Raw genomic sequence first — 22,298 nt, 5'->3', positions numbered from 1 at the left:
TGATTAGCTGCAAATGCGCGCCACGGCGCGCGCGAATCGCGCCAGCCCCTCTTTCACATCCTGCTCAGGGATGATCAGCGACGGAGTGAAACGCACCACGTCCGGGCCGGCGATCAGCGCGATAACGCCTTCTTCGTTGGCCAGTTGGGTGATCTGCTTCGCTTTGCCGGCATAATCTTTCTTCAATTGGCAGCCGATCAGCAAACCGCCCCCGCGGATCTCGGCGAAGATCGGGTACTGGCGGTTGATGTCGTTCAACCCGTCGATGAACCACTGGTGACGTTGCTTGACGCCTTCCAGCACTTCCGGCGTGTTGATGATGGAGAACACTTCCCCCGCCACCGCCGTCGCCAGCGGGTTGCCGCCGTAGGTGGTGCCGTGGGTGCCGACGCCCAGCGTTTTCGCCAGCGCATCGGTGGTCAGCATCGCGCCGATCGGGAAGCCGCCGCCCAGCGCTTTGGCGGTCGTCAGCACGTCCGGCACCACGCCGTACTGCATGTAGGCATACAGGTGGCCGGTGCGGCCGACGCCGGTCTGCACTTCGTCGAAGATCAGCAGCGCGTTATGACGATCGCACAGTTCACGCAGCCCCTGCAGGAAACTGGCCTCCGCCGGCAGCACGCCGCCCTCGCCCTGGATCGGCTCGACGATCACCGCGCAGGTGCGATCGTTGATAAGCTCGGCCGCTGCGGCCAGATCGTTATACGGCGTATGGGTGATGCCGCCCGGCAGCGGCGCAAAATCCTGCGAATATTTCGGCTGGCCGCCGGCGGAAACGGTGAACAGCGTACGGCCGTGGAACGCGTTGTTGAACGCCACAATCTGATCTTTACCGGCGCCGTGCTGGTCGTGCGCATGCTTGCGCGCCAGTTTCAGCGCCGCTTCGTTGGCTTCTGCACCCGAATTACAGAAAAACACCTTGTCGGCGAACGTGGCGTCGATCAGTTTTTTGGCCAGACGCAGTACCGGTTCGTTGGTATAACCATTGCCCAGATGCCACAGTTTGCCCGCCTGCTCCACCAGCGCCGCCTTGACCGCCGGGTGCGCATGGCCCAACGCGTTAACCGCGATGCCGCCGGCGAAATCGATGTAAGACTTACCCTGCTGATCCCACACCTGCGATCCTTCGCCACGCACCAGAATAAAATCGGCAGGGGCATAAACCGGGACCATCCAGTCATCGAAAGACTGGCGGGTAACTGCGATTGGCTGTTCCATAGTGACCTCATAATCTCAGCAAAGGCTGAATTTTGACTGTAAGGGCCGCTCAAGCCCGGTTAGACCGCCACAATGCAAAAAAACCGTTGTTCAAAACCGACTTTCGCGGCGGAGAAAATGCTGTCCCTCACCGCTGATTTAGAAACAAATCTGTTACATAAAATCGGTTTTTCACTATTTATGGCGTATATCCGGTCCCTGAGCGGGGAGTAAATGTTAACGAGCAGTTAAAATACATGTCGTTTGATAAAGAGTGTAGAGCAGCTATCGTGCCAAAACGGGATTTTTGCCGGATTTTGCTATTTTTTACGTTAAAACAACGGCTTATAGTGAATATTTATTCATTTTCTATGCATTGGTAATGCATAAATTAAAAAATAAGGCCTAAAATCATCATTGCGTGCGAAATCCTATTCAATTACGAAAAACTTCAGGATTTCTGATCGGGCTCGCAAAAATAATTTCACCCAATTTGCTCGCTATCACACTTTTTGCCCCCATCGGGTGCGGCGGCGCGCCAGCATGGTGCAACGCGGCAGCGACGCCACCCGCTATGCTCGCGCAAAAGGAGCCGCGTTGACCGCGGTTCCTGCTTTGTACGCCAGCGACTACACTGTGATCCTGACCGCCCCTTCTCTTCTGCGCACAAGGAGCCACCATGCCCAAGAAAACCGTCGATCTCAGCCAGCCGCACGCCCAACACGACATCCGCGCGTTTCTCGACGCGCTGAATGCCGCCGGCGGTAAACCCATGGAGCAGATGAAGCCCAAAGAGGCGCGCAGGGTTTTGGAGGACGCGCAACGCAGCGTCGAGGTGCCGCTGCGCGAGGTGGAAATCAGCGAGAAAACCATCCACGTTGAGGGCCAGGATATTCTGCTGCATCTGGTGCGACCGGCCAGGGTCAAGGAGGCGTTGCCGGTATTCATGTTCTTTCACGGCGGCGGCTGGGTGCTGGGCGATTTTCCCACCCATGAACGGCTGGTGCGCGATCTGGTTTACAGCTCCGGCGCGGCGGCGGTGTTCGTCAACTACCCCCGTTCCCCGGAAGCGCATTACCCACAGGCGATCAATCTGGCCTATGCCGCCACGGAATGGGTGGCCGAGTACGGCGAAAAAATCAACGTCGATGGGTCACGGCTGGCGGTGGTCGGCAACAGCGTCGGCGGCAATATGGCGGCGGTGGTCAGCCTGATGGCCAAAGAGAAAGGCATACCGGCGCTGCGTTGCCAGATCCTGCTGTGGCCCGTCACGCACGCCCATTTTGATACCGATTCCTATCATCAGTTCGCCGAAGGCCATTTCCTGACCCGCAACATGATGAAGTGGTTTTGGGACAGCTATGCGCCCGATAAGGCGCAGCGCAAAAACATCTACGCCTCGCCGCTCAACGCCACGTCGGAACAGCTGCGGGGCTTGCCGCCGGCGCTGGTGCAAACCGCCGAGCTGGACGTGTTGCGCGATGAAGGGGAAGCTTACGCGCGTCTGCTTGACGCCGCCGGCGTCGAGGTTACCGCCACCCGCTACAACGGCCTGATCCACGATTACGGCCTGTTGAATCCGCTCGCCCACGTCCCGGCGGTGCATTCGGCGATCCACCAGGCCGGGCGCGCGTTGAAGCACTATCTGTCCTGACGCTAGCCAACCACGTGGCAAGCCACCTGATGGCCGGGAGCCACGCTACGCAGATGCGGCGCCTGTTCACGGCATTGCGCCGTGGCCAGCGGGCAGCGGGGATGGAAACGGCAACCGCGCGGCGGGTTGGCGGGGTTCGGCGGCTCGCCGCCGGCCGCCCACGCCGGCGAACGTTGCGCATCCAACGTCGGCACCGCCGCCAACAAGGCCTGCGTGTAGGGATGCAGCGGCTGGCGAAACAGCGAATCGCGGTCGGCGCTCTCGACGATCTGCCCCAGATACATCACCGCCACGTCCTGGCACAGATGCTCCACCACGCCGAGATCGTGCGAAATAAACAGCAGCGTCACCCCCTGCCGTTCCTGCAAATCGGAAAACAGATTGATGATCTGCGCCTGGATCGACACGTCGAGCGCCGATATCGGTTCATCGGCGACGATAAATTCCGGTTGCAGGATCAGCGCGCGCGCGATGCCGATGCGCTGCCGCTGGCCGCCGGAAAACTCATGTGGAAACCGCCCGTAATGCTGCGGCGACAGCCCGCAGATCGCCAGGGTATCGAGCACCCGTTCGCGCAGTTCCGCCTTGCTTGCCAGGCCGTGCTGCAACAGCGCTTCGCCGATGGCGTCGCCCACGCGCAGACGCGGGTTCAGCGAGCTGTACGGATCCTGAAACACCAGCTGCATTTTCGGCCGCAGGGCGCGCAGCGCGTCTTTGTTGAGGCTATCCAGCGCCTGCCCTTTGAACAGCACCTCGCCGGCGGTTTTATCGTGCAGGCCGAGCAGCGTGCGGCCGACGGTGGTTTTGCCGCTGCCGGACTCGCCCACCAGTCCGAAAACGCGGCCCTTGCGGATGCTGAAGCTGACGTCGTCCACCGCCTTCAGTTGGCCGGTGGTGCGCCCGAACAGCCCGTCGCGCAGCGGGAAATATTTCTTTAACCCTTTCACTTCCACCAAGGGTTCAGTCGACATGCGGGCGCCCTCCGGCGTTGAGGAAGCAGGCGGATTGGCGCTGCTGAGTCCCGTACAGCGGCGGAATGCCATCGCGGCAGCGCGCGGTGGCCTGCGCGCAGCGCTCGGCAAACGCGCAGTGTTCAGGCAGCCGCGCCAGATCCGGCACCTGGCCGGGAATGGAGTACAAACGGCGACGCCGCTGTCCCGGCACCGGCCGCGAGGCGATCAGCCCTTGAGTATAAGGGTGCCGCGGTTCGGCCAGTACTTCCCGCGTCGTGCCCTGCTCGACGACGCGCCCGGCGTACATCACCGCCAGCCGATCCGCCATTTGTGCGATCACCCCCAGATCGTGGGTGATCAAGATCATCGCCATATTGTGTCGCCGGCTCTGCTCGCGCAGTAACGCCAGAATTTGCGCCTGTACCGTGACGTCGAGCGCCGTGGTCGGTTCATCGGCGATCAGCAGCGCCGGCCGGCACCCTATCGCCATGGCGATCATCACGCGCTGCAGCATGCCGCCGGAAAGCTGGTGCGGGTAGCAGCGCATCAGCGCCTCCGCGCGCGCCAACCCCACCTCCTCCAACCGTTGCACCGCCTGACGCCAGGCCGCTTTCGGCGACAGAAGCAAGTGCCTGATCAGCGGCTCCACCAGTTGTTCGCCGAGGGTCAACACCGGATTAAGCGCGCTCATCGGCTCTTGAAAAATCATCGCCAGCCGCTTGCCGCGCAGATCCGCCATCTTGGATGCCCGTAGCGACAGCAGGTTTTGCCCTTCAAAGCGAATCTCACCGCCGTCTACCTGCGCCAGCGGCTGCGGCAACAGCCCCATCAGCGCCATGGCGGTCACGCTTTTGCCGCAGCCCGATTCGCCGACGATCCCCAGCGTTTGCCCGGCCTGCAGTTCCAGGCTGACCTGCTGCACCGCCCGCACCGGCCCCTGCTCGCCCTGAAACGACACCGACAGTCGGTCGAACGCCACCAGCGGTTGACTCATCGTTTTACCCCGCTCATTTTCGGATCGAGCGCGTCCCGCAGGCCGTCGCCCAAGATATTGATCGCCACCACGGTGACGAAGATCGCCAGCCCCGGCGGCATCCACAGCCAAGGGCGGCGCTGAAAGTCGATCAGGCTGTTGGCGGCGTCCATCATGTTGCCCCACGACGGCGTCGGCGGCACCACGCCCAGCCCAAGGTAGCTCAACGCCGACTCGCTGAGGATGGCGTTGGCCACCGCCATGGTGGCGACCACCACCAAAATCGGCACGGTATTGGGCAACAGATGGCCGAAGAGGCGCCGCCGGGTGGAGAGCCCCAGCACTTCGGTGGCCAACATGAAATCCCGCTCGCGCAGCGACAGGATCTGGCCGCGCACCAGCCGCGCCAGTGACGGCCAGCCCAGCAGGCTCAGCATGATCATCACCATGTAGATGCGGTAGTCCGGCGGCACATCGAGTTCGGTCAGCATCGCGCCCATGATGATCAACAGCGGCAGGCCGGGAATGGTCATCAGCAGATCGGCGAAGCGCATGATCAGCCGATCCGCCACGCCGCCCAGATAACCGGAAAGCGCCCCCAGCACGTAGCCCAGCGTCACCGACAGCAGCATCGACACCAGGCCGATGGTCAGCGATATCCGCCCCGCCAGCAGCAGCCGGGTGCAGATATCGCGGCCGAGAAAGTCGGTGCCCAACCAGTGCGCGCCGCTGGGCGCCTGATTGATATTCAGCACATCGCCGGCATCGTCGCGCCACGGCGACAACGACGGCCCAATCAGGCACAGCAACGCCAACAGCACCAGCAACGCCAGCGAAATCATCGCCGGCCGGTGGCGGCGCAGCCGTCGCCAGGCCTGCGCCGCGGGCGGTGGCGACAGTTGCGCCAGCGCCGGCAGTTGCGCCTGGCGCCAGCGGCGACGGCGGCCGAAAAACAACGTAGCCAACATCGTGTTACCTCAAGCGAATGCGTGGATCGGCGTAGGCGTACAGAATGTCCGCCAGCAGATTGCCGAGAATGGTCAAGGCAGCCAGAAACAGCGTGAACCCCATCAATACCGGGTAATCACGCGCCGCCAGCGAATCGATATGGATATGTCCGGCGCCCGGCCAGTTGAAGATTTTTTCGGTGATCAGCGCGCCGGAGAACAATCCCGGCAGCTCGAACCCCAGCAGGGTGATGATCGGCAACAGCGCATTGCGCAGCGCGTGTTTGAGGATCACCGTTTTCTCCCTGAGCCCTTTGGCGCGCGCGGTGCGAATATAGTCCATGCGGATCACCTCCAGCATGCTGGCGCGGAAATAGCGCGTCAGGCTGCCGGCCTGCAGCATCACCAGCGCCAGCACCGGCAACAGCAGGTGCGCCGCCACCTCCAGCGCCCAGGCCAGCCCGCTCGCCTCGCTGCCGGTGCGCAGCATGCCGCCCGCCGGCAGCCAGTGCAGATCGACGGCGAACCATTTGATCAGCAACAGGCACAGGAAGAACGTCGGAAACGACATGGCGGCGAACACCGCCACGGTGATCAGATGATCGAACAGTGAATAGGGTTTCATCGCCGAGATCACCCCCACCGCCAGCGCGATGCCCCAATACAACACCATCGCCACCGCCGCCAGCAGGAACGAGTTCCAGATGTATTGGTTCAGCAGCGTGCTGACCGGGATCTGGTACTGCAGTGAAAAGCCGAGGTCGCCCTGCAGCAGCCGGCCAAGCCAGTGCAGATAGCGGCTGAACAACGGCTGATCCAGCCCGTACAGCGCCCGCAGCTCGGCGGCGCGTTGCGCGGTCAGGTTGATGTTGCCGTCGATAAAGTCGCCGGGCGCCAGGGCGAAAATGCAAAAAATCAGCAAGGAAGCCAACAACAGCATCGGGATAGTCTGCAACAGACGGCGCAAGATAAAGTTTCTCATCGCGGGTTCCATCGCCGCCGCCCGGAATGGCGCGGCGGCGTCAGGGCGTTACGGCGCCGGTTTGACGTTCGGCAGGCTGCCGACCAATCCGTTATAGATATCCGGTTTAAAGCCGGTGACGCGCGCGCTGCTGGCGCTCAAAATCTCGCGGTTGCCGAGCAGGATCACCGGCGGATCGTCCGACAGCGCCTGATACAACTGGTGGTACAGCGGCTTGCGCTGGGCGATATCCAGCGTGGCGTTGGCCCTGGCGATCAGCGCATCCACCTGTGGGTTATGGTAGCCGGTCTCGCTCTCGCGGCTGATGAAATCGCGCACGCCGTCGTGCGGATCGTTCAGCGTACTGGTGCTGAGGGACGCCAGGTCGTAATTGCCCGCCTTGCGCTGCGCCAGCAGCGCGTTGAAATCCAATACCTGCGGTTTCAGCACCACACCGAGCCGGCGGTAGTTATCCTTGGCGATCGGCACCAGCGCGTCGTTGATCAGCTTTTTGGTCACCAGCAGCGTCAGCTCCAGCTTTTTACCGTCTTTCTGCCGGATGCCGTCAGCGCCCACCTGCCAGCCAGCCTCGTCCAACAGCTTTTTGGCCTTATCGAGATCGTAAGCGTAAGGATTGATGCCGTTGGCGTCGTAAGCCCAGGAAATCGGCGAAATCGGCTGGTTGGCGACCTTGCCATACCCTTGGTACACCACGGCGATCAATTTTTGCCGATCCAGGCCGTAAATCAGCGCCTGACGCACCCGCTTGTCCTGCAGCGCCGGGCGTCTGAGGTTGAAATCAACGCGGCTGTAATCGCTTGAGCTGTAAAGGTTGATATTGGCGAAGCCGAGCAGCTTGAGCTGTTCGATATCGTCCGGCTTGGCGGTAAAGGCGTCGTAGTCGGTCTCACCGGTCTGGAACAGCTGGAAGTTGGTGGCCGGGTTGGTGACGCGGTAGATAAAGCGCGCCATCGGCGGCGGGCCGAGGTAGAAGTTCGGGTTGGCGTGGAAGCGGATCTCCTGCCCCGGCACGTACTTGTCGTAAATATAGGGGCCGTTGCCGAGCGGCTTGCCGTTGAAAGCGCGCACGCTGTCGAGCTTGCCGCGCTGATAGTCTTTGCCGTAGTAAGCCCGCGACAATACCGGCCCGCCAATCAGTTGCAACGTGGTCGCGCCCGGTTGGGTGGTGACGATCTGAATGGTGCGATCGTCGATCACCTTCAGCCCGCTGATGCCGGCGGCGGTACCGTTTTTATACTCGGCGCCGCCCTGGATGTGCGCCGGCGTGATATCGGTGTCGCCGTCATAGGCCGGATCGTGCAGCAGCGTCAGGGTAAAGGCGATATCGTCGGCTTTCAGCGGCGAGCCGTCGCTGTAGACCAGATTCGGCCGCAGCTTGATGGTATAGGTCAGATTATCGGGGCTGACCTGCCAGGATTCCGCCAGGCGCCCTTCCGGCTTGCCCTGGCTGTCCAGGCCGATCAGGCGGCTGAAGATCACGTCGGTCACGTTCTCGTCCCAGCCGTTGGTGAACAGATACGGGTTGAAAATCCCCTGCGGTTCCGAGATGCCCGCCACCACGGTGTCTTTGCGCAGCTTGGCGGCGGCCGGCACCCGGCTGACGTCGCTGGCCGGCGTGATGCCTTCGGCCAGCGTTTCCGCCTGCGCGCCGGCGCTCAATCCCAGCGCGCAGATCAACGCCAGCGGCGTCAACCGATAACGCAACAGTTTGTTTAGCTTGTTTTTTATTCTACTCACCCACTGCCCCTCGTCTACCCGTTGATAAAAATGTGACAAAATTTATCGCAGAGTAATGGGCGGCTGGAGGGCTGTCTAACAACGAAACCGGCATTCCATTGCCGAAAAAAGCATTATGAATTTTTCTGGGGCGAAGCGGCGGGAAAAATGCGGTTCAGCCGGCCGCCGCCAGCCCCCGGATAAGTTTGGCTAAGGTTTTTATCGCCTCTTCAAAGCGGTCATTCCATTCAAAAGAGGCGTTGAGACGGAAGCAGTGGTTGAAATGGTCGCCGGTGGTGAACATGCGCCCCGGCGCGATGCTGATGCCCCGGGAAAGGGCCCGCCGGTACAGCTCCATCGACGACAGCGCCGGATCGAGCTCCAGCCACAGGAAGTAACCGCCGTCGGGTTGGCTGACCTTCACCGTCGGCGGGAAATGGTGGGCGATCGCCTGACGCATCGCGCTTTGGCGCTGGGCCAGCAAGCGGCGCAACCGCCGCAGGTGGGTGTCGTAGCCGCCGTGCAGCAGATAATCCGCCAGCGCCATCTGGGTCGGCACGCTGGTGGAAACGGTGCTCATCAGCTGCAAACGCTGGATCTGCTGCGCATAACGCCCCGCCGCCACCCAGCCGACGCGAAAGCCCGGCGCCAGGCATTTGGAAAACGACGAACAGTGCAGAATTTGGCCGCCGCTGTCGAGCGCCTTGGCCGGCAACGGCCGTTCGGCGCTGAAGTACAGCTCGCCGTAGACATCGTCTTCGATCAGCGAGATCTGCCGTTCGCGCAGCAGCGCCACCAGACGCTGTTTGTTAGCTTCCGGCAGGGTGGCGCCCTGCGGGTTCTGGAAGTGGGTCATCAACCAGCAGGCTTTGATCGGATACTGTTCCACCGCCTGCTGCAGCGCGTCCAGATCGATGCCGTCCTGCGGATGGGTGGCGATCGCCACCGCCTTCAACCGCAGCCGTTCCAGCGCCTGCAACGCGCCGTAAAACGCCGGCGACTCGATCGCCACATAGTCGCCCGGTTGGGTCACCGCCTGCAGGCTGAGGCTGAGCGACTCCATCGCCCCGGCGGTGATGACAATTTCGTCCGGCGCAACCTGCATGCCGCTCAGCGCATAACGTTGGGCAATGTGCCGCCGCAGCGCGTCGTTGCCCGGCGGCAGGTTGGCCAGCGAACTGTGCGGCGTGAACTTGCGCGCTACGCTGCTCAGCGCCCGCGCCAGCTTCGGCTGGGCGAACAGCGTGGCGTCGGGAAACGCCGAACCGAAAGGCACGATGTCCGGATCCTTGCAGGCCTGCAGCACGTCGAAAATAAAGGCGTTGATGTCCACCTGCTCGCTCAGCAGCAGTTTCTCGCCGCGCGAAGGCTGAGGCAGCGGCTGCGGACGCGCCGCCACATAGTAGCCCGACTGCGGCCGGGCGACGATCCACCCCTGGCTCTCCAGCAGTTGATAAGACTGCACCACCGTCATCAGGCTCAATCCGGCGCGTTTGCCGCTCTCGCGCAGCGAAGGCAGCTTGTCGCCCGCCCGCCACACCCGGTTCTGGATCTGTTCTCTAATCTGCTGCGCAAGCTGCTCGTATCGGGTCATAACCATTAACTGTTATATGAAAAAGTAAAATAACTGTCACTATTATAGTCACTGTACTTCGTGATTAACTTAACGCCAAGCTTTTCACATAAAAATGACAGCTATACTCAAGAGGTTAATTTATGTTCAACCCTAGGAGGCGCCATGCTGGGTCTTGATGCACTGGAACTCGCCAGAATACAGTTCGCCTTCACCGTGTCTTTCCATATCATTTTCCCCGCCATCACCATCGGTTTAGCCAGCTATCTGGCGGTGCTGGAAGGATTATGGTTGAAAACGCACAATGAAGCCTACCGTGAGCTTTACCATTTCTGGTCAAAGATTTTCGCCGTTAACTTCGGCATGGGCGTGGTGTCCGGGCTGGTGATGGCCTATCAGTTCGGCACCAACTGGAGCTTCTTCTCCGAGTTTGCCGGCAGCATTACTGGGCCGCTGCTGACTTATGAAGTGCTGACCGCCTTCTTCCTCGAAGCCGGTTTCCTCGGCGTGATGTTGTTCGGCTGGAACCGCGTCGGCCCAGGGCTGCACTTCTTCGCCACCTGCATGGTCGCGCTCGGCACACTGATCTCCACCTTCTGGATCCTGGCCTCCAACAGCTGGATGCAGACGCCGCAGGGGCATGAAATCATCAATGGCCAGGTGGTGCCGGTCGACTGGCTGAAGGTGATCTTCAACCCGTCCTTCCCGTACCGCCTGTTGCACATGTCCACCGCCGCCTTCCTCTCCTCGGCGTTCTTCGTCGGCGCCTCTGCCGCCTGGCATCTGCTGCGCGGCCGCGATACCCCGGCGATGCGCAAAATGCTGTCGATGGCGATGTGGATGGCGCTGATCGTCGCGCCGGTGCAGGCGATGATCGGCGATGCGCACGGCCTGAATACGCTGAAACATCAGCCGGCGAAGATCGCCGCCATCGAAGGCCACTGGGAAAACCCGCCGGGCGAAGCCACGCCGCTGATCCTGGTCGGTTGGCCGGACATGCAGCGTGAAGAGACCCGCTTCAAGCTGGAGGTGCCCTACCTCGGCAGCCTGATCCTGACGCACAGCCTGACCGAGCAGGTGCCGGCGCTCAAATCCTTCCCGCCGGAGGACCGCCCCAACTCCACCGTGGTGTTCTGGTCGTTCCGCATCATGGTCGGGCTGGGCATGCTGATGATTCTGGCCGGGGTGTGGAGCCTGTGGCTGCGCTGGCGCGGCGGGCTGTATCAGTCGCGCCCGTTCCTGTACTTCATTTTGTGGATGGGTCCATCCGGACTGCTGGCGCTGCTGGCGGGCTGGTTCACCACCGAGATAGGCCGCCAGCCGTGGGTGGTGTATGGCCTGCTGCGCACCAAGGATGCGGTCTCCGCGCACGGCGATCTGCACATGAGCATCAGCCTGCTGGCGTTCATTATCGTCTACTGCTCGGTGTTCGGCGTGGGGTATTCCTACATGATGCGCCTGATCCGCAAAGGGCCGCAGCCGCATGAACACCAAGAAGACAATACCGAGGGCCGCCCGGCGCGTCCGCTGTCCGCGGTCAACGACACTCTGGACGACAGGAGCTGAACATGGGTATCGATCTTCCGCTGATTTGGTTTGTCATCATCGTGTTCAGCACCATGATGTATGTGGTGATGGACGGTTTCGACCTGGGCATCGGCATCCTGTTTCCGTGGGTGAAAGAGAGCGGCGACCGCGATCTGATGATGAACACCGTCGCCCCGGTGTGGGACGGCAATGAGACCTGGCTGGTGCTGGGCGGCGCGGCGCTGTTCGGCGCCTTCCCGCTGGCCTATTCGGTGATCCTCGACGCGCTGGCGATCCCGCTGACGCTGATGCTGATTGGGCTGATTTTCCGCGGCGTGGCCTTCGAGTTTCGCTTCAAGGCGACGCCGGAGAAGCGCCATATCTGGGACAAGGCGTTTATCTGGGGCTCACTGTTCGCCACCTTCAGCCAGGGTGTGGTGGTGGGCGCCGTGATCAACGGCTTCCCGGTCGAAGGCCGCACCTACGCCGGCGGCGCGCTGGACTGGCTGACGCCGTTCGCGCTGTTCTGCGGGCTGGGGCTGGTGGTGACCTACGCCCTGCTCGGTTGCACCTGGCTGGTGATGAAAACCGCCGGTGATCTGCAGGCGCGCATGTATCACCTGGCGACGCCGCTGCTGGCGATCCTGTTGCTGGTGCTGGCTGCGGTCAGTGTCTGGACGCCGATCGCCCATCCGGAAATCGCCGCCCGCTGGTTTACGCTGCCGAACCTGTTCTGGCTGCTGCCGGTGCCGCTGCTGGTGCTGCTCAGCGCCTGGGGCATTCACCGCGGGGTGAAACGCGGCGCGCACTACTCGCCGTTCATGCTGACGCTGCTGCTGGTGTTCCTCGGCCTGAGCGGGCTTGGCATCAGCATCTGGCCGCACCTGATCCCGCCGGCCATCAGCCTGTGGGACGCCGCCGCGCCGCCGCAGAGCCTCGGCTTTATGCTGGTGGGCGCGCTGTTCATCATCCCGATCATTCTGGTCTACACCTTCTGGAGCTACTACGTGTTCCGCGGCAAGATCAGCCATGAGCATGGCTATCACTGAGGAGGGAGGACGCTATGCAAGATAAAACGGCGGCAGCCGCTCCGGCGCCCTGGTGGAAACGCATCGGTTGGCTGGTGATCATCTGGAGCGCCAGCGTGCTGGGGCTGTTCGTGGTCGCCTCGCTGTTCCGCCTGCTGATGACCGCGGCGGGCATGAAGTCGCATTGACGCGGCGCCTTATCTGGACGCGCTGTTGGGAAAGTAAAAAGAGACCACCAGCGTGACCAGCGGCAAGGCGCCGATCTTGACCAGTTCGAACACTTGACCGAGCGCTTCGTTTTTGTCCCAATAGGCGTGGGCGGCGAATACGCCCACGCTGACGGCGAATATCCCGCACAGTACCTGGCGCGCCAGGCGCAGCCGCTCCATTTCGTCGAAGACCAAGACCTGCTCCAGATAAACCTGGCTGGCCTCATCGCGCAGATTACGGCTTTCGATGTTCATGGGAAGATCTCCACGACCCGCCCCACCGCTTCAAGCTGTTCACCATTCTCCCGTACAATGCCAAGAGAAGTGCCATCCTGTTTCATCCAGTACTTATCGGCAATGGCGATCAGTGCAAACGCCATTTTAATTACCTCGGTTTTTTCCATCCCGTGACGCCGGGCAATATCGTTCAGATCATCATCAATTTTATTCGATAACCGAATCGGCAAGCTGCGCATACTCCACCTCCTGTGGTCGTTGATTCACCGAGGGAAAGTCTACTGGAACGCCAAATATCGTTCAATTAGTGAACTGCGTAACGCCTCGCACAATCCGCATGCAACGCTATTGCGGCTTGCGCCCCATCGCGCTGAGGAAACGTTGCTGCAGGCGCAGCAGCTCCTCCAGTTCCAGCAGGCGGTAGTCGATGCCGAAACGCGGCGCCACCTCGCCGATGATGCGGCTCAGCGCCGGGTAATGGCGGTGGCTCCAGTGCGGAAACAGATGATGCGTCAAATGCAGGTTCGCTCCGCCGAGCCAGTATCCCAGCCAGCGCGGCCGGGTCAGCCAGTCGAAGGTGGTGGCGAACACGTGGTGATACCAGCCGTGCGGCATCGCGCCCTGCGCCGGCGCCTGATAAAAGTTGGCCTTGGCCCAGTGGGTGCCGATGATCAACATCACGAACAGCAAGGAAGAAAGCATCTGGCTCAGCAAGTAGACCAGCAGAATTTGCCCGATGCCGATAGCCGGCGGCAGCAGCCAGCACGGGATCGCCAGCGCCAGCAGCAGGTGCGCCGCCTTACCCGCCAGAAACGCGCACCAGCCGCGCGCGCCCTGCTGCGCCATGCGCGCCGCCACGCGGGTGCGGCCCGCCCTGTCCAGCCAATCGAACAGCCAGATGTAGTACGGGAACGTCAGCGCCGCCACCAGCGGCCAATAGTAACGCTGCGCGCGCATAAAGGGCCGCCAGCGCTGGAACGGCGTTTGCCGCAGCACGCCATTGGCGTCGATGTCGGGATCGTAATGTTCGATGTTGTTATGGGCATGATGGAACAGCACGTGCCGCACGCGCCAGCAGTCGGGATCCAGCCCCAGCGGCACGCTCACCAGGGCGTTCAGCCCGCGGTTGGCCCAGGGCCGACGGAAAAACGCGTTGTGCGAGGCGTCGTGCACCACGTTCACCGTCAGGAACATGCCGATAAAGATAAAACCGAAATAGCAGGCGAAAAATGCCCAGCCGTTCTGCTGCTGCAGGCCCAGCCCGTAACACAGGCCACACAGCGCCAGCAGCAGCGCCACCTTCGCCAACATGCCGCCGTCGGCGAAACGGTGATCGCCGTTGGCCGCCAGATAGTGCTGGGCGGCCTGCATCAGCGCGCGGTGCAACCCGCTGTCGTCGCGCCGATAGGCTAACGGACGCAGCGGTTTCACGGCTGCCCCATCCGGCGCAAAAAGCGCTGTTGTTGCGCCAGCAATTCACGATAGCCGATGCAGCGATACGCCATGCCGTGCCGCTGCGCCACCTCTGCCAGCGCCGCGGCCAACGCCGGGTAGTGGCGGTGATTCCAGCCGGGGAACAGGTGATGCGTCAGGTGATAGTTCAGCCCGCCGGTCAGGTGCTCCAGCCAGTGCGGCTCGGGTTGCCAGTCGCAGGCGGTGGCGAAATTGTGCCGGTACCAGCCTTGCGGCATGCTGTCACCCGTCGGCACCGGGTAAAACTCGGCCTGCGCCCAGTGGGTGCCCAGCAGCAGGAACACCACCAGCAGCGAGGCGCACATCTGGCCGACCGCATAGGCCAGCAACACCCAGCCCCAACCGATGCCGTGCTGGTGGCCCACGATCAGCGGCACCACCAGCACCAGCGCCACATGAAGCAACTTGCTCAGCACGAACAACGCCCAACCGCCGCGTCCCGCCAGCACGCGTTTTTCCCGCAGCGGCGTTTTATCGAGCCGATCGGACCAATCGAAAATCCACGCGATGTAAGGCAAGGAGAGCGCGGCGATCAGCGGCCAGTACAGATGCTGATAGCGCATATGCGGTCGCCAGCGCTGGAACGGCGTCTGGCGGAAAAAGCCATTCTCTTCGGTGTCCAGATCGTAGTGTTCGACGTTGGCGTAGACGTGGTGGTAATCCACGTGCCGCGTGCGCCAATAGTCCGGATCGACGCCCAGCGGCAGCGTCACCAGTCGCCCCACCAGGCGATTCGCCCAGGGCGCGCGCAAGAAGGCGTTATGCGAAGCATCGTGGTTGACGTTGACGTTGAGCAGCATGCCCATGGCCACGAACAGGAAATAGCAGAGGAAAAACGCCCAGGGCTGATGCTGCAGCAGGCTCAGCGCGTAAAACCCGGCACACAGCGCCAGCAACAGCACAGCCTTGGCCAATCGCGCGGCATCGGCATAGCGATGATCGCCCGCCAGGCAGGCGTGCGCCGCGCGCTTGAGATCGCGGTGGAATGCCTGTTCGCCATCGGCGGGAAAACGCAGCGGCGGCAATGTTTCAGCCATGCGGTTCCTCCACGGCGGCCGGTGCGGCCCCCCGTCCCCAGCCCAGCGCGACGCACAGGGCATGCAACGCCACGGCGGCCATGGCGATATGCCAATAACGCTGCGGCCAGCCGAGGTAGCCGATAAACAGCAGCGGCATGCCCAACGCGACCAGCAACCAGACGGCGCTCGCCCAAGATCGCCCTTCCGTCATGCCGCCCAGCGCCACCGAGCCCAACGCCAGCAGCACCAGCAGCGCCATTTGCGGCCAGCTGATGTCGCCGTAGCCGTAACCGTATTGGTAGACGTAACCGACCACCAGCGAGAACAGCAGCATGGCGCCGCTGAATACGCTGAGCGCCGAACGGCGGTCGCGTAGCCGGCCCGGCGCCGGGCGCCATGCCATACGGAAATAGCGCAGGAACGGCAGATTGCTCGCCCAGAACGGGTTGGCGGATGGCCTGTCGCCGCTGACGCCGTAGCTGAACGGCGTGGTCGGCAATGCCGGGCAGAAGGTGCCGAACAGCTTGTCCCAGAAGATAAAGCTGCCGCCGAAATTCTTATTGGAATAGGCCATGTCCTTGACGTGATGCACTCGGTGATGCGCCGGCGTGACCAGGACTTTCTCCAGCACGCCAAGCTTCGGCGTCAGCGCGTTGTGGTTGAACAGCTGAATGCTGTAGTGAAAAATCGAGACCGCGACGAACACCGGCAATGGCACGCCCGCCAGCGCCAGCAGCAAAAAGAACGGGATCGACGTCAGTGACGAATACCAGGAGTTGCGCACCCCCAGCGACAGATTGAAATGCTCGCCCTGATGGTGCACCACATGCACCGCCCACAGCAGGCGGAAACGATGATGCAGACGGTGCAGCCAGTAGAAACCGAAGTCCCACGCCAGCAAAGCAAACAGCCACATCAACAGCGGCGGCCAGGCGTCCAGCAGCCCCAGGCTGAAATGCGCGGCCACGTAGCCGTAGCAGGTGATCTCCAGCCCGCGGAACAGCCACAGCATGATATGGCCGGAGTTCAGGTTGAACACCAGATCGTGCCAGTTGACCGGCTCGCGACGCCCCCACTGCAGCGCCACCGCCTCGGCCACCACGATGAACAGCATGAACACTATCGGCAATGCCAGATCGCTCATCCCACTTCTCCTTTAACCGCGCGCCGGCGCAGGGTGTTCATGCGCAGGGCCAGCCAGCCGGCGAACAGCGCCAGCAGCGCGCCGCCGGCCAAATCGACAAACAAATGCCGGCGCAGTTGCAGAATCGAGAACGCGATCGCCACGCCCCACAGCATCCACAGCGCCGTGCGCACTTTGCGCTCGCCGTCGCTCAGCGCCCACACCGCCAGCACCGTCAGCGCCATATGCAGCGAAGGCAGGCAGTTCTGCGGCGAGTCCACCTGGGTTAACGCCGCCAGCAGTTGCGCGCTGATCCCGACGCCATCGTTCTGCGGATAAGCCATGGTGGTCGGCCACAGCAGATAAACCGCCCCGGCGCCCAGCGCGGTGAGCTGCATCGCCCGCGTCAGCCATGTGACCCGCTGCAGCGGCGCCAGCAGATAACCCGCCGGAACGATGAGGAAGAAAGAGAGATAGAGCCAGATGGCCGTGGGGCTGAACGGGATCGCCCGGTCAAGCGCCGACGGCGGCAGCAAGGTTCCCGCTCCCTGCAAGCGATCGGTCAGGCTATACACCACCCCGACCGTGCCCCAGCCGAGCAACATGTGTCCTAGTCTGAACAGCGTATTTTTCATGTTTCCTCCGCCTGGCGAACGATGCGCCGCCGCTTGCGATCGAACTGCGGCAGTACCGTCTGCGCCGTCAGCCGCCATTCGAGGCGCTCAGTGGCGATGCCCTGGCGAGCGAACAGCGCGATCAGCTGCGCCTGACAATGCGCCAACGCCGCCGGGCTGCAATCGGCAATCAATTCCAACCGCCGTTCGCCGCGCTGGATCAGGCGGTAATCGCTGGTCAGCGGCAGCGCATTGGCGATCGTTCGGCTGCAGGCATCGGCGAACACCGCCTGCGGTTGCCGCTGCGCATCGGGCAGCATCAGTTGATCGTCGCGCCGCCCCTCGATACGGGCGATCGCCCGCGTCGGTTGCCCGCACGGGCAGGGTTCCTTGCGCAGCACCAGTACATCGTCCAGCCGATAACGCACGATCGGCTGCGTGCTGCGGGTAAAGTCGGTGATCAACGGCGTAAAACGCCGTTCGTCGATCCACTGCGGTTCGATATGCAAAAACTCTTCGTTCAGATGCAGCGTACCGTGCGCGCAGGTTGCGGCAAGAAATCCTTCGGTGGCCTGATACACTTCGCCGACCGCCGGAAATACCTGCAGCAGCAGGCGGCGGTCCTGCTCTTCCAACACCTCGGCCACCGAGATCGCTTTTTTGACCGGCAATTTCACCTGCCCGGCCAGCACCGCCAGCGCCAAGGCGCGCAGCACCTGCGCCGGGGCCACGATGATGCTGGGCGCCTGCCGTTCCAATGCGGGCAAATGCTCGCTGAACGGCGCAAGCAGATCGTAAAACGCCAGGCTCAGCCAACGGTTGTTCACGCTGTGATAGAGATTATTGTCCGCCCGCAGAAACAGCGCAACGCGCTCGCCGGCCAACAGCCCGTCCGGCAGCATCTTCGCCAGCATGCCGCCGGCCCACACCTGCTGCTCGCGCGGGCTGACGACAAACACGCCGCGCTGCCCGGAGGTACCGGACGACAATCCGACGCTGTAGCGCCCGATCTTCGGCGTGAAATCGCGATCCGCCTCGCTGCGCTGCGCGCAGGCCAGCACCGCATCGCGCTGCAGCCCGGCGGTGTTCATCCGGTCGAACTGCGCCATCATCAGCGCCTTGTCCATCTGCGGCCATTCGGCGAACGGCCGGCGGCTGAAACGCTGAAAATAGGGGCTCTTGCTCAGCACCCGGCGGGCAAAGCTCTCAAGCTGCCGGGCCTGATGCGCCTCCAGCGCCGCACGATCGCCAAAGCGCAGGCGCCGGGCGCGGAAATAGTGCCAAAGGGTCATGAAAGGGATCACAGATCCCCCTCGTGGCACAGCAAAATGTTGACCTGCCCGCCCGCCCACAGCTGGTTGAGCCGCTCCAGCGTGCGGGTGTACGCCGCCGCATCGTCCATCACCAGATTGGCCAGGCGCGAAGGCCCGCGCAGCGTCTGGTAACTCTGCGGCGACCAAGCCGCGTCGCTGGCCAGCAGCGTCCAGCCGGCGTCGGTGAGAATAAAGGCGCCGATATGGCCGGCCGCATGCCCCGGCAGCGGCACCAACACGATCTGCCCTTCGCTGCCCGGCAGCGCGTAACCGCGATCGAACGGCGCCAGCAGCGCGGGCAACGCCACCGAGGGAAAAGCCTCCATAAACTGCAGGCGGCTCTCGAAATCCGCCGGGATCAGGCCGGGAATAAAGGCGCGCTTCAGCGCCGCGAAACCGCGCAATCCACGGGTTTGCCGCCAGCCTTCGCCGGAGCAAATAAAGTCGAGTTGGCTGAAATCCTGCAGCCCGGCGATGTGGTCCGCGTGAAAATGCGAGACGATCAGCGCCTGAATATCGCCCTCGGCGTAACCGGCTTCGCGCAGTTGGTGCGCCAGCGACTCGGCGGGATCGAAATAGACCGGCGTCATGCGGCGATAAAGGCTGAACACCCCCGACTGCGTGTGCTGCTGAAAATAACGCGCGTAGCCGGTATCCCACAGCCAGCGGCGCTCCCCCACCTCCAGCAGATAGGCGCGCGCCGGGAATTTGCATACCCGGAACCCGGCGCCGCGCAGCGCCATGCAGCCGATATGCGTGCAATAGCCCACTTCAAAAACGGTGACCTTAGCCATGCTGTCCGCCTCCTTGCCGCCGCAGCCACTCGCCGGTCAGACGAATGCCCTCTTCCATCGAATAACGCGGCCGATAGCCCAACTCTTCGATCGCACGAGTCTGGTTCAGCGTCATGTCAAAATGCACCGCCGCCACGCTGTAGCGCGTCAGCAGCGGTTCCTTGCCGCTCAGCGTCGCCCACAGCTCCATGCCGCCGGCCAGCGTATGCAGCAGCGGATAGGGCACGGCCTGCAGCCGGTAACTCAGCCCCAGCTCCTGACGCAGCAGCGCATCCAGCATCTCCGCCAGCCGCTGCGGTTGGTGGTTGGTGATGTTGTACACGGCGCCGGACGGCAATCCGCGCTGCCGACTGGCCAGATCCATCGCGTGCACCACGTTGGGGGCAAAGGTCAGATCCAGCAGCGCTTGTCCGCCGCCGGGCAATCGCAATACGCCGCGATCGCGTTCAAGCTGCTGCAACAGCCGCGGCACGATCACCCGATCGTGCGGGCCAAACAGGCCGCGTGGCCGCAGCATAATGTAGGTGGTTTGCGGATAGATCTTCGCCTGCGCCAACAGGCGTTGTTCGGCGGCGTGCTTGCTGGCGGCATAGTGATTGGCGAAGCGCCGGGCGCGGTAACCCTCGTCAAGATCGTAATGCGGCTGAAAATCGAAGTAGATTGCCGGCGTGGAGATATGCACGAAGCGCCGCACGCCGCAGCGCCCCGCCGCCTCCGCCAGCTTCTCCGTCGCCGCGGCGTTGATGCGGTGAAACTCCGCTTTGCCGCCCCAGGGGGAAGACTTGGCCGCGCAGTGCCACACCCACTCGCAGTCGGTCACCAGCTGCCGGCACTGCTGCGGCGTCGCCTGCGCCAGATCGAGCGCACAAAACTCGGCGCCCAGCTGACGCAACGCTTCGCCGGCCCGTTCATCGCGGCCGGTGGCGCGCACCTGATGTCCGGCTTCCAGCAGCCACTGCGCCGCGTTGCGCCCCAGCCCGCTGGTCGCCCCGGTGACCAGCACCCTCATGGCAGCAACACCATGCCGGCCAACGCCAGCCCCGCGGCGGTGCCGATCAGCATCACCGGCTGGCCGGGGTTGAAGCGCCCGGTGGTCACGGCGGCATGCAGCGCCGTCGGGATGGACGCCGCCACCTGGTTGCCGTGGTGGCGGTAGATATCTACCAGCGCCTCGCTCGAAACGTGCAGCCGCTTGCGCATGTGTTCGAGCGACAAATGGCTGGCCTGGTGTGGCACCACGGTGGCGATCTGCGCCAGGGTCAAGCCGCTGGCGCTCAGCAGCCGATCGAGGTAGCCCTCAATCAGCGCCGACGCCTGACGGAACAGCGGCTTGCCCTGCATATGAAACAGGAAGTCTTGCTCGCACATGCCGGCGCGCGGGTTGCGGCGCGTGCCGCCGGCGCGGATCTCGCAAAGTTCGCTGCCGCCGGGGTAGGTTTCCACCAGGCTGGCGAGGATGCCGCTGGCGCCGTCGCCGCGCTCTACGATAGCGCAGGCGGCGCCGTCGCCGAAGATCAGCGACGACTCTTCATGCTGCCAGTCGATGCCGCGTGAAGCGAGATCCGCTGAGACGATGGCAATACGCCGATACGTTCCGGCGTTCAGCAGCCCCGCCGCCACCTGCAGCGCAGAGATAAAGCTGACGCAGCTGCTGTTGATGTCGAAGCCTGGCGTGCCCGCCGCCAGCCCCGCCACCTTGAGAATATGCGCGGCGGTGCACGGCAATGCCTGCACCGAAATCGCCGAGGCGGAGATCAGCAGATCGATCGAGTCTGCCGGAATGGCGCGGCGAGCCAGCGCATCTTGCAGCGCAGCGGCGGCGAGCTCGGCCTGGCTGGCGTCGTCGGCGGCGTGATAGCGGTAAACGATGCCCGAGCGTTTTTCAACGTAACCGGCCGGTTTCCCCAAGCGAGCGTCGAGCGTAGAGGAGGCCACGCGGTTGGGCGGCAATGCGGCCCCGGTGGCGATGATTTTCAGAGGCAACAGCTCGGGTGAGCGACATTGTGTGGTCATTATTGTTATTGATTAACCTGACTATCCATAAAGCGATTCTCCCGCACGGCACGAAGGCCACGCGGATCATCCCCGGTTTTTATGTCCCAAAATGCCTTTCATCAAGGCGGTATCTCTTGTTATCGACTACCACGGGCCGACGTCCGTCGGCGGAAGCATAAGCGTAACATAACTGAGATAGTGAGTTTACGACAAGGCGGCGAGAATGGGCAGACGGCGGGGGAATTATCGGAATAGCGCCGCCGCTGGCGATCGGCGGCGGCGGGGTCAGGCTCAGCGGCGGTTGCGCACCAGCTGATAACGGCGGGTCAGGTACTCTACCGGCGCGCTCCAGATATGCACCAGGCGGCAGAACGGGAACAGCACGAACAGCGTCATCCCCAGCACCATGTGCAGTTTGAAGATCAGCGCCACCCCTGCCAGGTGCGCAGAGGCGCCGGCGTGGAAGGTCACTACCGCCTGCGCCCAGGCCACCAGCTTCATCATTTCGCTGCCGTCCATATGCTGGGCGGAGAACGGAATGGTCAGCAGCCCCAGACACACCTGCACCACCAACAACGTCAGGATCATGATGTCGGCGAAGCTGCTGGTGGCGCGTACCCGCGGGTTGGTCAACCGGCGCTTCAGCAACAGCGCGCCGCCGATCAGCGTCATCAGGCCACAGGCGCCGCCGGCGATCATCGCCAGCTTCTGCTTCACGTCGATCGGCAGGAAGGCCTCATACATCCAGTGCGGCGTCAGCATGCCGAGGAAGTGGCCCGCGAAGATGCCGATAATGCCAATGTGGAACAGGTTGGACGCCAGCCGCATGCCCTTTTTATCCAGCATCTGGCTGGAGCCGGCGCGCCAGCTGTACTGCCCGTAGTCGTAACGCAGCCAGCTGCCGATCAGGAACACCGCGCCGGCCAGATAAGGGTAGATATCGAAGAAGAACTGATTCAAAAATTGCATGA

Annotated in this window: 22 protein-coding genes; 4 read left to right on the top strand and 18 right to left on the bottom strand. The window is 62.8% G+C overall.

Annotated elements, in window-relative coordinates; translation table 11 throughout:
- Positions 1-3 precede the first annotated feature (3 nt).
- The gene (locus tag ACJ8KE_RS03935) at positions 4-1,218 is read right to left on the bottom strand and encodes an aspartate aminotransferase family protein (protein ID WP_015378175.1); all 1,215 of its coding nucleotides are present in this window, start codon (positions 1,216-1,218) and stop codon (positions 4-6) included.
- A gap of 658 nt (positions 1,219-1,876) precedes the next feature.
- Between ACJ8KE_RS03935 and ACJ8KE_RS03930 the strand changes: the two genes are divergently transcribed.
- Positions 1,877-2,851 (top strand): alpha/beta hydrolase, encoded by a 975-nt coding sequence (locus ACJ8KE_RS03930; protein WP_016927382.1) that lies wholly within the window; start codon positions 1,877-1,879, stop codon positions 2,849-2,851.
- A gap of 2 nt (positions 2,852-2,853) precedes the next feature.
- Here the strand turns inward: ACJ8KE_RS03930 and ACJ8KE_RS03925 are convergent, their stop codons facing one another.
- The 6 genes from ACJ8KE_RS03925 to ACJ8KE_RS03900 all read right to left on the bottom strand — a co-directional run bounded on the left by ACJ8KE_RS03925 (position 2,854) and on the right by ACJ8KE_RS03900 (position 10,016).
- Positions 2,854-3,822: an ABC transporter ATP-binding protein gene (locus tag ACJ8KE_RS03925; RefSeq protein ID WP_016927381.1), complete on the bottom strand. Its 969-nt coding sequence runs from the start codon at positions 3,820-3,822 to the stop codon at positions 2,854-2,856.
- On the bottom strand, positions 3,812-4,798 hold the full coding sequence (locus ACJ8KE_RS03920; protein ID WP_305178652.1) for an ABC transporter ATP-binding protein: 987 nt from the start codon (positions 4,796-4,798) through the stop codon (positions 3,812-3,814). The genes ACJ8KE_RS03925 and ACJ8KE_RS03920 overlap by 11 nt, the downstream gene beginning before the upstream one ends.
- Positions 4,795-5,745 carry an oligopeptide ABC transporter permease gene (opp4C, locus tag ACJ8KE_RS03915; RefSeq protein WP_079449820.1) on the bottom strand — a complete coding sequence of 317 codons (951 nt, stop codon included), beginning with the start codon at positions 5,743-5,745 and terminating at the stop codon, positions 4,795-4,797. The genes ACJ8KE_RS03920 and opp4C overlap by 4 nt, the downstream gene beginning before the upstream one ends.
- Positions 5,746-5,749: 4 nt before the next feature.
- A complete protein-coding gene (locus ACJ8KE_RS03910) occupies positions 5,750-6,706 on the bottom strand; it encodes an ABC transporter permease (protein ID WP_004934604.1) in 957 nt (318 codons plus the stop codon).
- A gap of 48 nt (positions 6,707-6,754) precedes the next feature.
- Positions 6,755-8,410 carry an ABC transporter substrate-binding protein gene (locus ACJ8KE_RS03905; protein WP_016927378.1) on the bottom strand — a complete coding sequence of 552 codons (1,656 nt, stop codon included), beginning with the start codon at positions 8,408-8,410 and terminating at the stop codon, positions 6,755-6,757.
- 187 nt (positions 8,411-8,597) lie between these two features.
- Positions 8,598-10,016 (bottom strand): aminotransferase-like domain-containing protein, encoded by a 1,419-nt coding sequence (locus tag ACJ8KE_RS03900; RefSeq protein ID WP_004934613.1) that lies wholly within the window; start codon positions 10,014-10,016, stop codon positions 8,598-8,600.
- Between the two features lie 144 nt (positions 10,017-10,160).
- Between ACJ8KE_RS03900 and ACJ8KE_RS03895 the strand changes: the two genes are divergently transcribed.
- The 3 genes from ACJ8KE_RS03895 to ACJ8KE_RS03885 are packed head-to-tail and all read left to right on the top strand — an operon-like array spanning position 10,161 to position 12,738.
- Entirely contained in the window at positions 10,161-11,561 is a 1,401-nt protein-coding gene (locus tag ACJ8KE_RS03895) for a cytochrome ubiquinol oxidase subunit I (protein WP_016927376.1), read from the top strand.
- 2 nt (positions 11,562-11,563) lie between these two features.
- Entirely contained in the window at positions 11,564-12,571 is a 1,008-nt protein-coding gene (cydB, locus tag ACJ8KE_RS03890; protein ID WP_016927375.1) for a cytochrome d ubiquinol oxidase subunit II, read from the top strand.
- 14 nt (positions 12,572-12,585) lie between these two features.
- Positions 12,586-12,738: a DUF2474 domain-containing protein gene (locus ACJ8KE_RS03885; RefSeq protein ID WP_004934619.1), complete on the top strand. Its 153-nt coding sequence runs from the start codon at positions 12,586-12,588 to the stop codon at positions 12,736-12,738.
- A gap of 9 nt (positions 12,739-12,747) precedes the next feature.
- Here the strand turns inward: ACJ8KE_RS03885 and ACJ8KE_RS03880 are convergent, their stop codons facing one another.
- From ACJ8KE_RS03880 to narI, 11 genes are all read right to left on the bottom strand, one after another.
- Positions 12,748-13,014: a hypothetical protein gene (locus ACJ8KE_RS03880; protein ID WP_033650914.1), complete on the bottom strand. Its 267-nt coding sequence runs from the start codon at positions 13,012-13,014 to the stop codon at positions 12,748-12,750.
- Positions 13,011-13,235: a hypothetical protein gene (locus tag ACJ8KE_RS03875; RefSeq protein ID WP_016927372.1), complete on the bottom strand. Its 225-nt coding sequence runs from the start codon at positions 13,233-13,235 to the stop codon at positions 13,011-13,013. Before ACJ8KE_RS03875 ends, ACJ8KE_RS03880 begins: the two co-directional genes overlap by 4 nt.
- Positions 13,236-13,341: 106 nt before the next feature.
- A complete protein-coding gene (locus ACJ8KE_RS03870; RefSeq protein ID WP_049299155.1) occupies positions 13,342-14,427 on the bottom strand; it encodes an acyl-CoA desaturase in 1,086 nt (361 codons plus the stop codon).
- Positions 14,424-15,506, bottom strand: coding sequence for a fatty acid desaturase family protein (locus ACJ8KE_RS03865; RefSeq protein ID WP_116403552.1), 1,083 nt, complete (start codon positions 15,504-15,506; stop codon positions 14,424-14,426). The genes ACJ8KE_RS03870 and ACJ8KE_RS03865 overlap by 4 nt, the downstream gene beginning before the upstream one ends.
- Positions 15,499-16,632, bottom strand: a complete 1,134-nt coding sequence (locus tag ACJ8KE_RS03860; protein ID WP_016927369.1) for a sterol desaturase family protein — start codon at positions 16,630-16,632, stop codon at positions 15,499-15,501. Before ACJ8KE_RS03860 ends, ACJ8KE_RS03865 begins: the two co-directional genes overlap by 8 nt.
- Positions 16,629-17,246, bottom strand: a complete 618-nt coding sequence (locus ACJ8KE_RS03855; RefSeq protein ID WP_049299154.1) for a phosphatase PAP2 family protein — start codon at positions 17,244-17,246, stop codon at positions 16,629-16,631. The genes ACJ8KE_RS03860 and ACJ8KE_RS03855 overlap by 4 nt, the downstream gene beginning before the upstream one ends.
- Positions 17,243-18,529 (bottom strand): F390 synthetase-related protein, encoded by a 1,287-nt coding sequence (locus ACJ8KE_RS03850; RefSeq protein ID WP_033640061.1) that lies wholly within the window; start codon positions 18,527-18,529, stop codon positions 17,243-17,245. Before ACJ8KE_RS03850 ends, ACJ8KE_RS03855 begins: the two co-directional genes overlap by 4 nt.
- Entirely contained in the window at positions 18,526-19,332 is an 807-nt protein-coding gene (locus ACJ8KE_RS03845; protein ID WP_016927366.1) for an MBL fold metallo-hydrolase, read from the bottom strand. The genes ACJ8KE_RS03850 and ACJ8KE_RS03845 overlap by 4 nt, the downstream gene beginning before the upstream one ends.
- Complete coding sequence (locus ACJ8KE_RS03840; protein ID WP_016927365.1) at positions 19,325-20,341, bottom strand: NAD-dependent epimerase/dehydratase family protein; 1,017 nt, start codon at positions 20,339-20,341, stop codon at positions 19,325-19,327. The genes ACJ8KE_RS03845 and ACJ8KE_RS03840 overlap by 8 nt, the downstream gene beginning before the upstream one ends.
- A complete protein-coding gene (locus tag ACJ8KE_RS03835) occupies positions 20,338-21,345 on the bottom strand; it encodes a 3-oxoacyl-[acyl-carrier-protein] synthase III C-terminal domain-containing protein (protein ID WP_016927364.1) in 1,008 nt (335 codons plus the stop codon). The genes ACJ8KE_RS03840 and ACJ8KE_RS03835 overlap by 4 nt, the downstream gene beginning before the upstream one ends.
- Before the next feature lie 273 nt (positions 21,346-21,618).
- The gene (gene narI / locus ACJ8KE_RS03830; RefSeq protein ID WP_016927363.1) at positions 21,619-22,296 is read right to left on the bottom strand and encodes a respiratory nitrate reductase subunit gamma; all 678 of its coding nucleotides are present in this window, start codon (positions 22,294-22,296) and stop codon (positions 21,619-21,621) included.
- Positions 22,297-22,298 lie beyond the last annotated feature (2 nt).

It is taken from the genome of Serratia sp. CY56464 (assembly GCF_052168435.1).
In the GTDB taxonomy this organism is placed as follows: Bacteria; Pseudomonadota; Gammaproteobacteria; order Enterobacterales; family Enterobacteriaceae; genus Serratia; species Serratia marcescens.
This window is presented reverse-complemented; position numbering and strand designations above follow the sequence as displayed.

Excerpts from the sequence above, each read along its gene's own strand:
- ACJ8KE_RS03935 (WP_015378175.1), bottom strand. The coding sequence starts at position 1,218 with ATGGAACAGCCAATCGCAGTTACCCGCCAGTCTTTCGATGACTGGATG.
- ACJ8KE_RS03930 (WP_016927382.1), top strand. The coding sequence starts at position 1,877 with ATGCCCAAGAAAACCGTCGATCTCAGCCAGCCGCACGCCCAACACGAC.
- ACJ8KE_RS03925 (WP_016927381.1), bottom strand. The coding sequence starts at position 3,822 with ATGTCGACTGAACCCTTGGTGGAAGTGAAAGGGTTAAAGAAATATTTC.
- ACJ8KE_RS03920 (WP_305178652.1), bottom strand. The coding sequence starts at position 4,798 with ATGAGTCAACCGCTGGTGGCGTTCGACCGACTGTCGGTGTCGTTTCAG.
- opp4C (WP_079449820.1), bottom strand. The coding sequence starts at position 5,745 with ATGTTGGCTACGTTGTTTTTCGGCCGCCGTCGCCGCTGGCGCCAGGCG.
- ACJ8KE_RS03910 (WP_004934604.1), bottom strand. The coding sequence starts at position 6,706 with ATGAGAAACTTTATCTTGCGCCGTCTGTTGCAGACTATCCCGATGCTG.
- ACJ8KE_RS03900 (WP_004934613.1), bottom strand. The coding sequence starts at position 10,016 with ATGACCCGATACGAGCAGCTTGCGCAGCAGATTAGAGAACAGATCCAG.
- ACJ8KE_RS03895 (WP_016927376.1), top strand. The coding sequence starts at position 10,161 with ATGCTGGGTCTTGATGCACTGGAACTCGCCAGAATACAGTTCGCCTTC.
- cydB (WP_016927375.1), top strand. The coding sequence starts at position 11,564 with ATGGGTATCGATCTTCCGCTGATTTGGTTTGTCATCATCGTGTTCAGC.
- ACJ8KE_RS03885 (WP_004934619.1), top strand. The coding sequence starts at position 12,586 with ATGCAAGATAAAACGGCGGCAGCCGCTCCGGCGCCCTGGTGGAAACGC.
- ACJ8KE_RS03880 (WP_033650914.1), bottom strand. The coding sequence starts at position 13,014 with ATGAACATCGAAAGCCGTAATCTGCGCGATGAGGCCAGCCAGGTTTAT.
- ACJ8KE_RS03875 (WP_016927372.1), bottom strand. The coding sequence starts at position 13,235 with ATGCGCAGCTTGCCGATTCGGTTATCGAATAAAATTGATGATGATCTG.
- ACJ8KE_RS03865 (WP_116403552.1), bottom strand. The coding sequence starts at position 15,506 with ATGGCTGAAACATTGCCGCCGCTGCGTTTTCCCGCCGATGGCGAACAG.
- ACJ8KE_RS03860 (WP_016927369.1), bottom strand. The coding sequence starts at position 16,632 with ATGAGCGATCTGGCATTGCCGATAGTGTTCATGCTGTTCATCGTGGTG.
- ACJ8KE_RS03855 (WP_049299154.1), bottom strand. The coding sequence starts at position 17,246 with ATGAAAAATACGCTGTTCAGACTAGGACACATGTTGCTCGGCTGGGGC.
- ACJ8KE_RS03845 (WP_016927366.1), bottom strand. The coding sequence starts at position 19,332 with ATGGCTAAGGTCACCGTTTTTGAAGTGGGCTATTGCACGCATATCGGC.
- ACJ8KE_RS03840 (WP_016927365.1), bottom strand. The coding sequence starts at position 20,341 with ATGAGGGTGCTGGTCACCGGGGCGACCAGCGGGCTGGGGCGCAACGCG.
- ACJ8KE_RS03835 (WP_016927364.1), bottom strand. The coding sequence starts at position 21,345 with ATGACCACACAATGTCGCTCACCCGAGCTGTTGCCTCTGAAAATCATC.
- narI (WP_016927363.1), bottom strand. The coding sequence starts at position 22,296 with ATGCAATTTTTGAATCAGTTCTTCTTCGATATCTACCCTTATCTGGCC.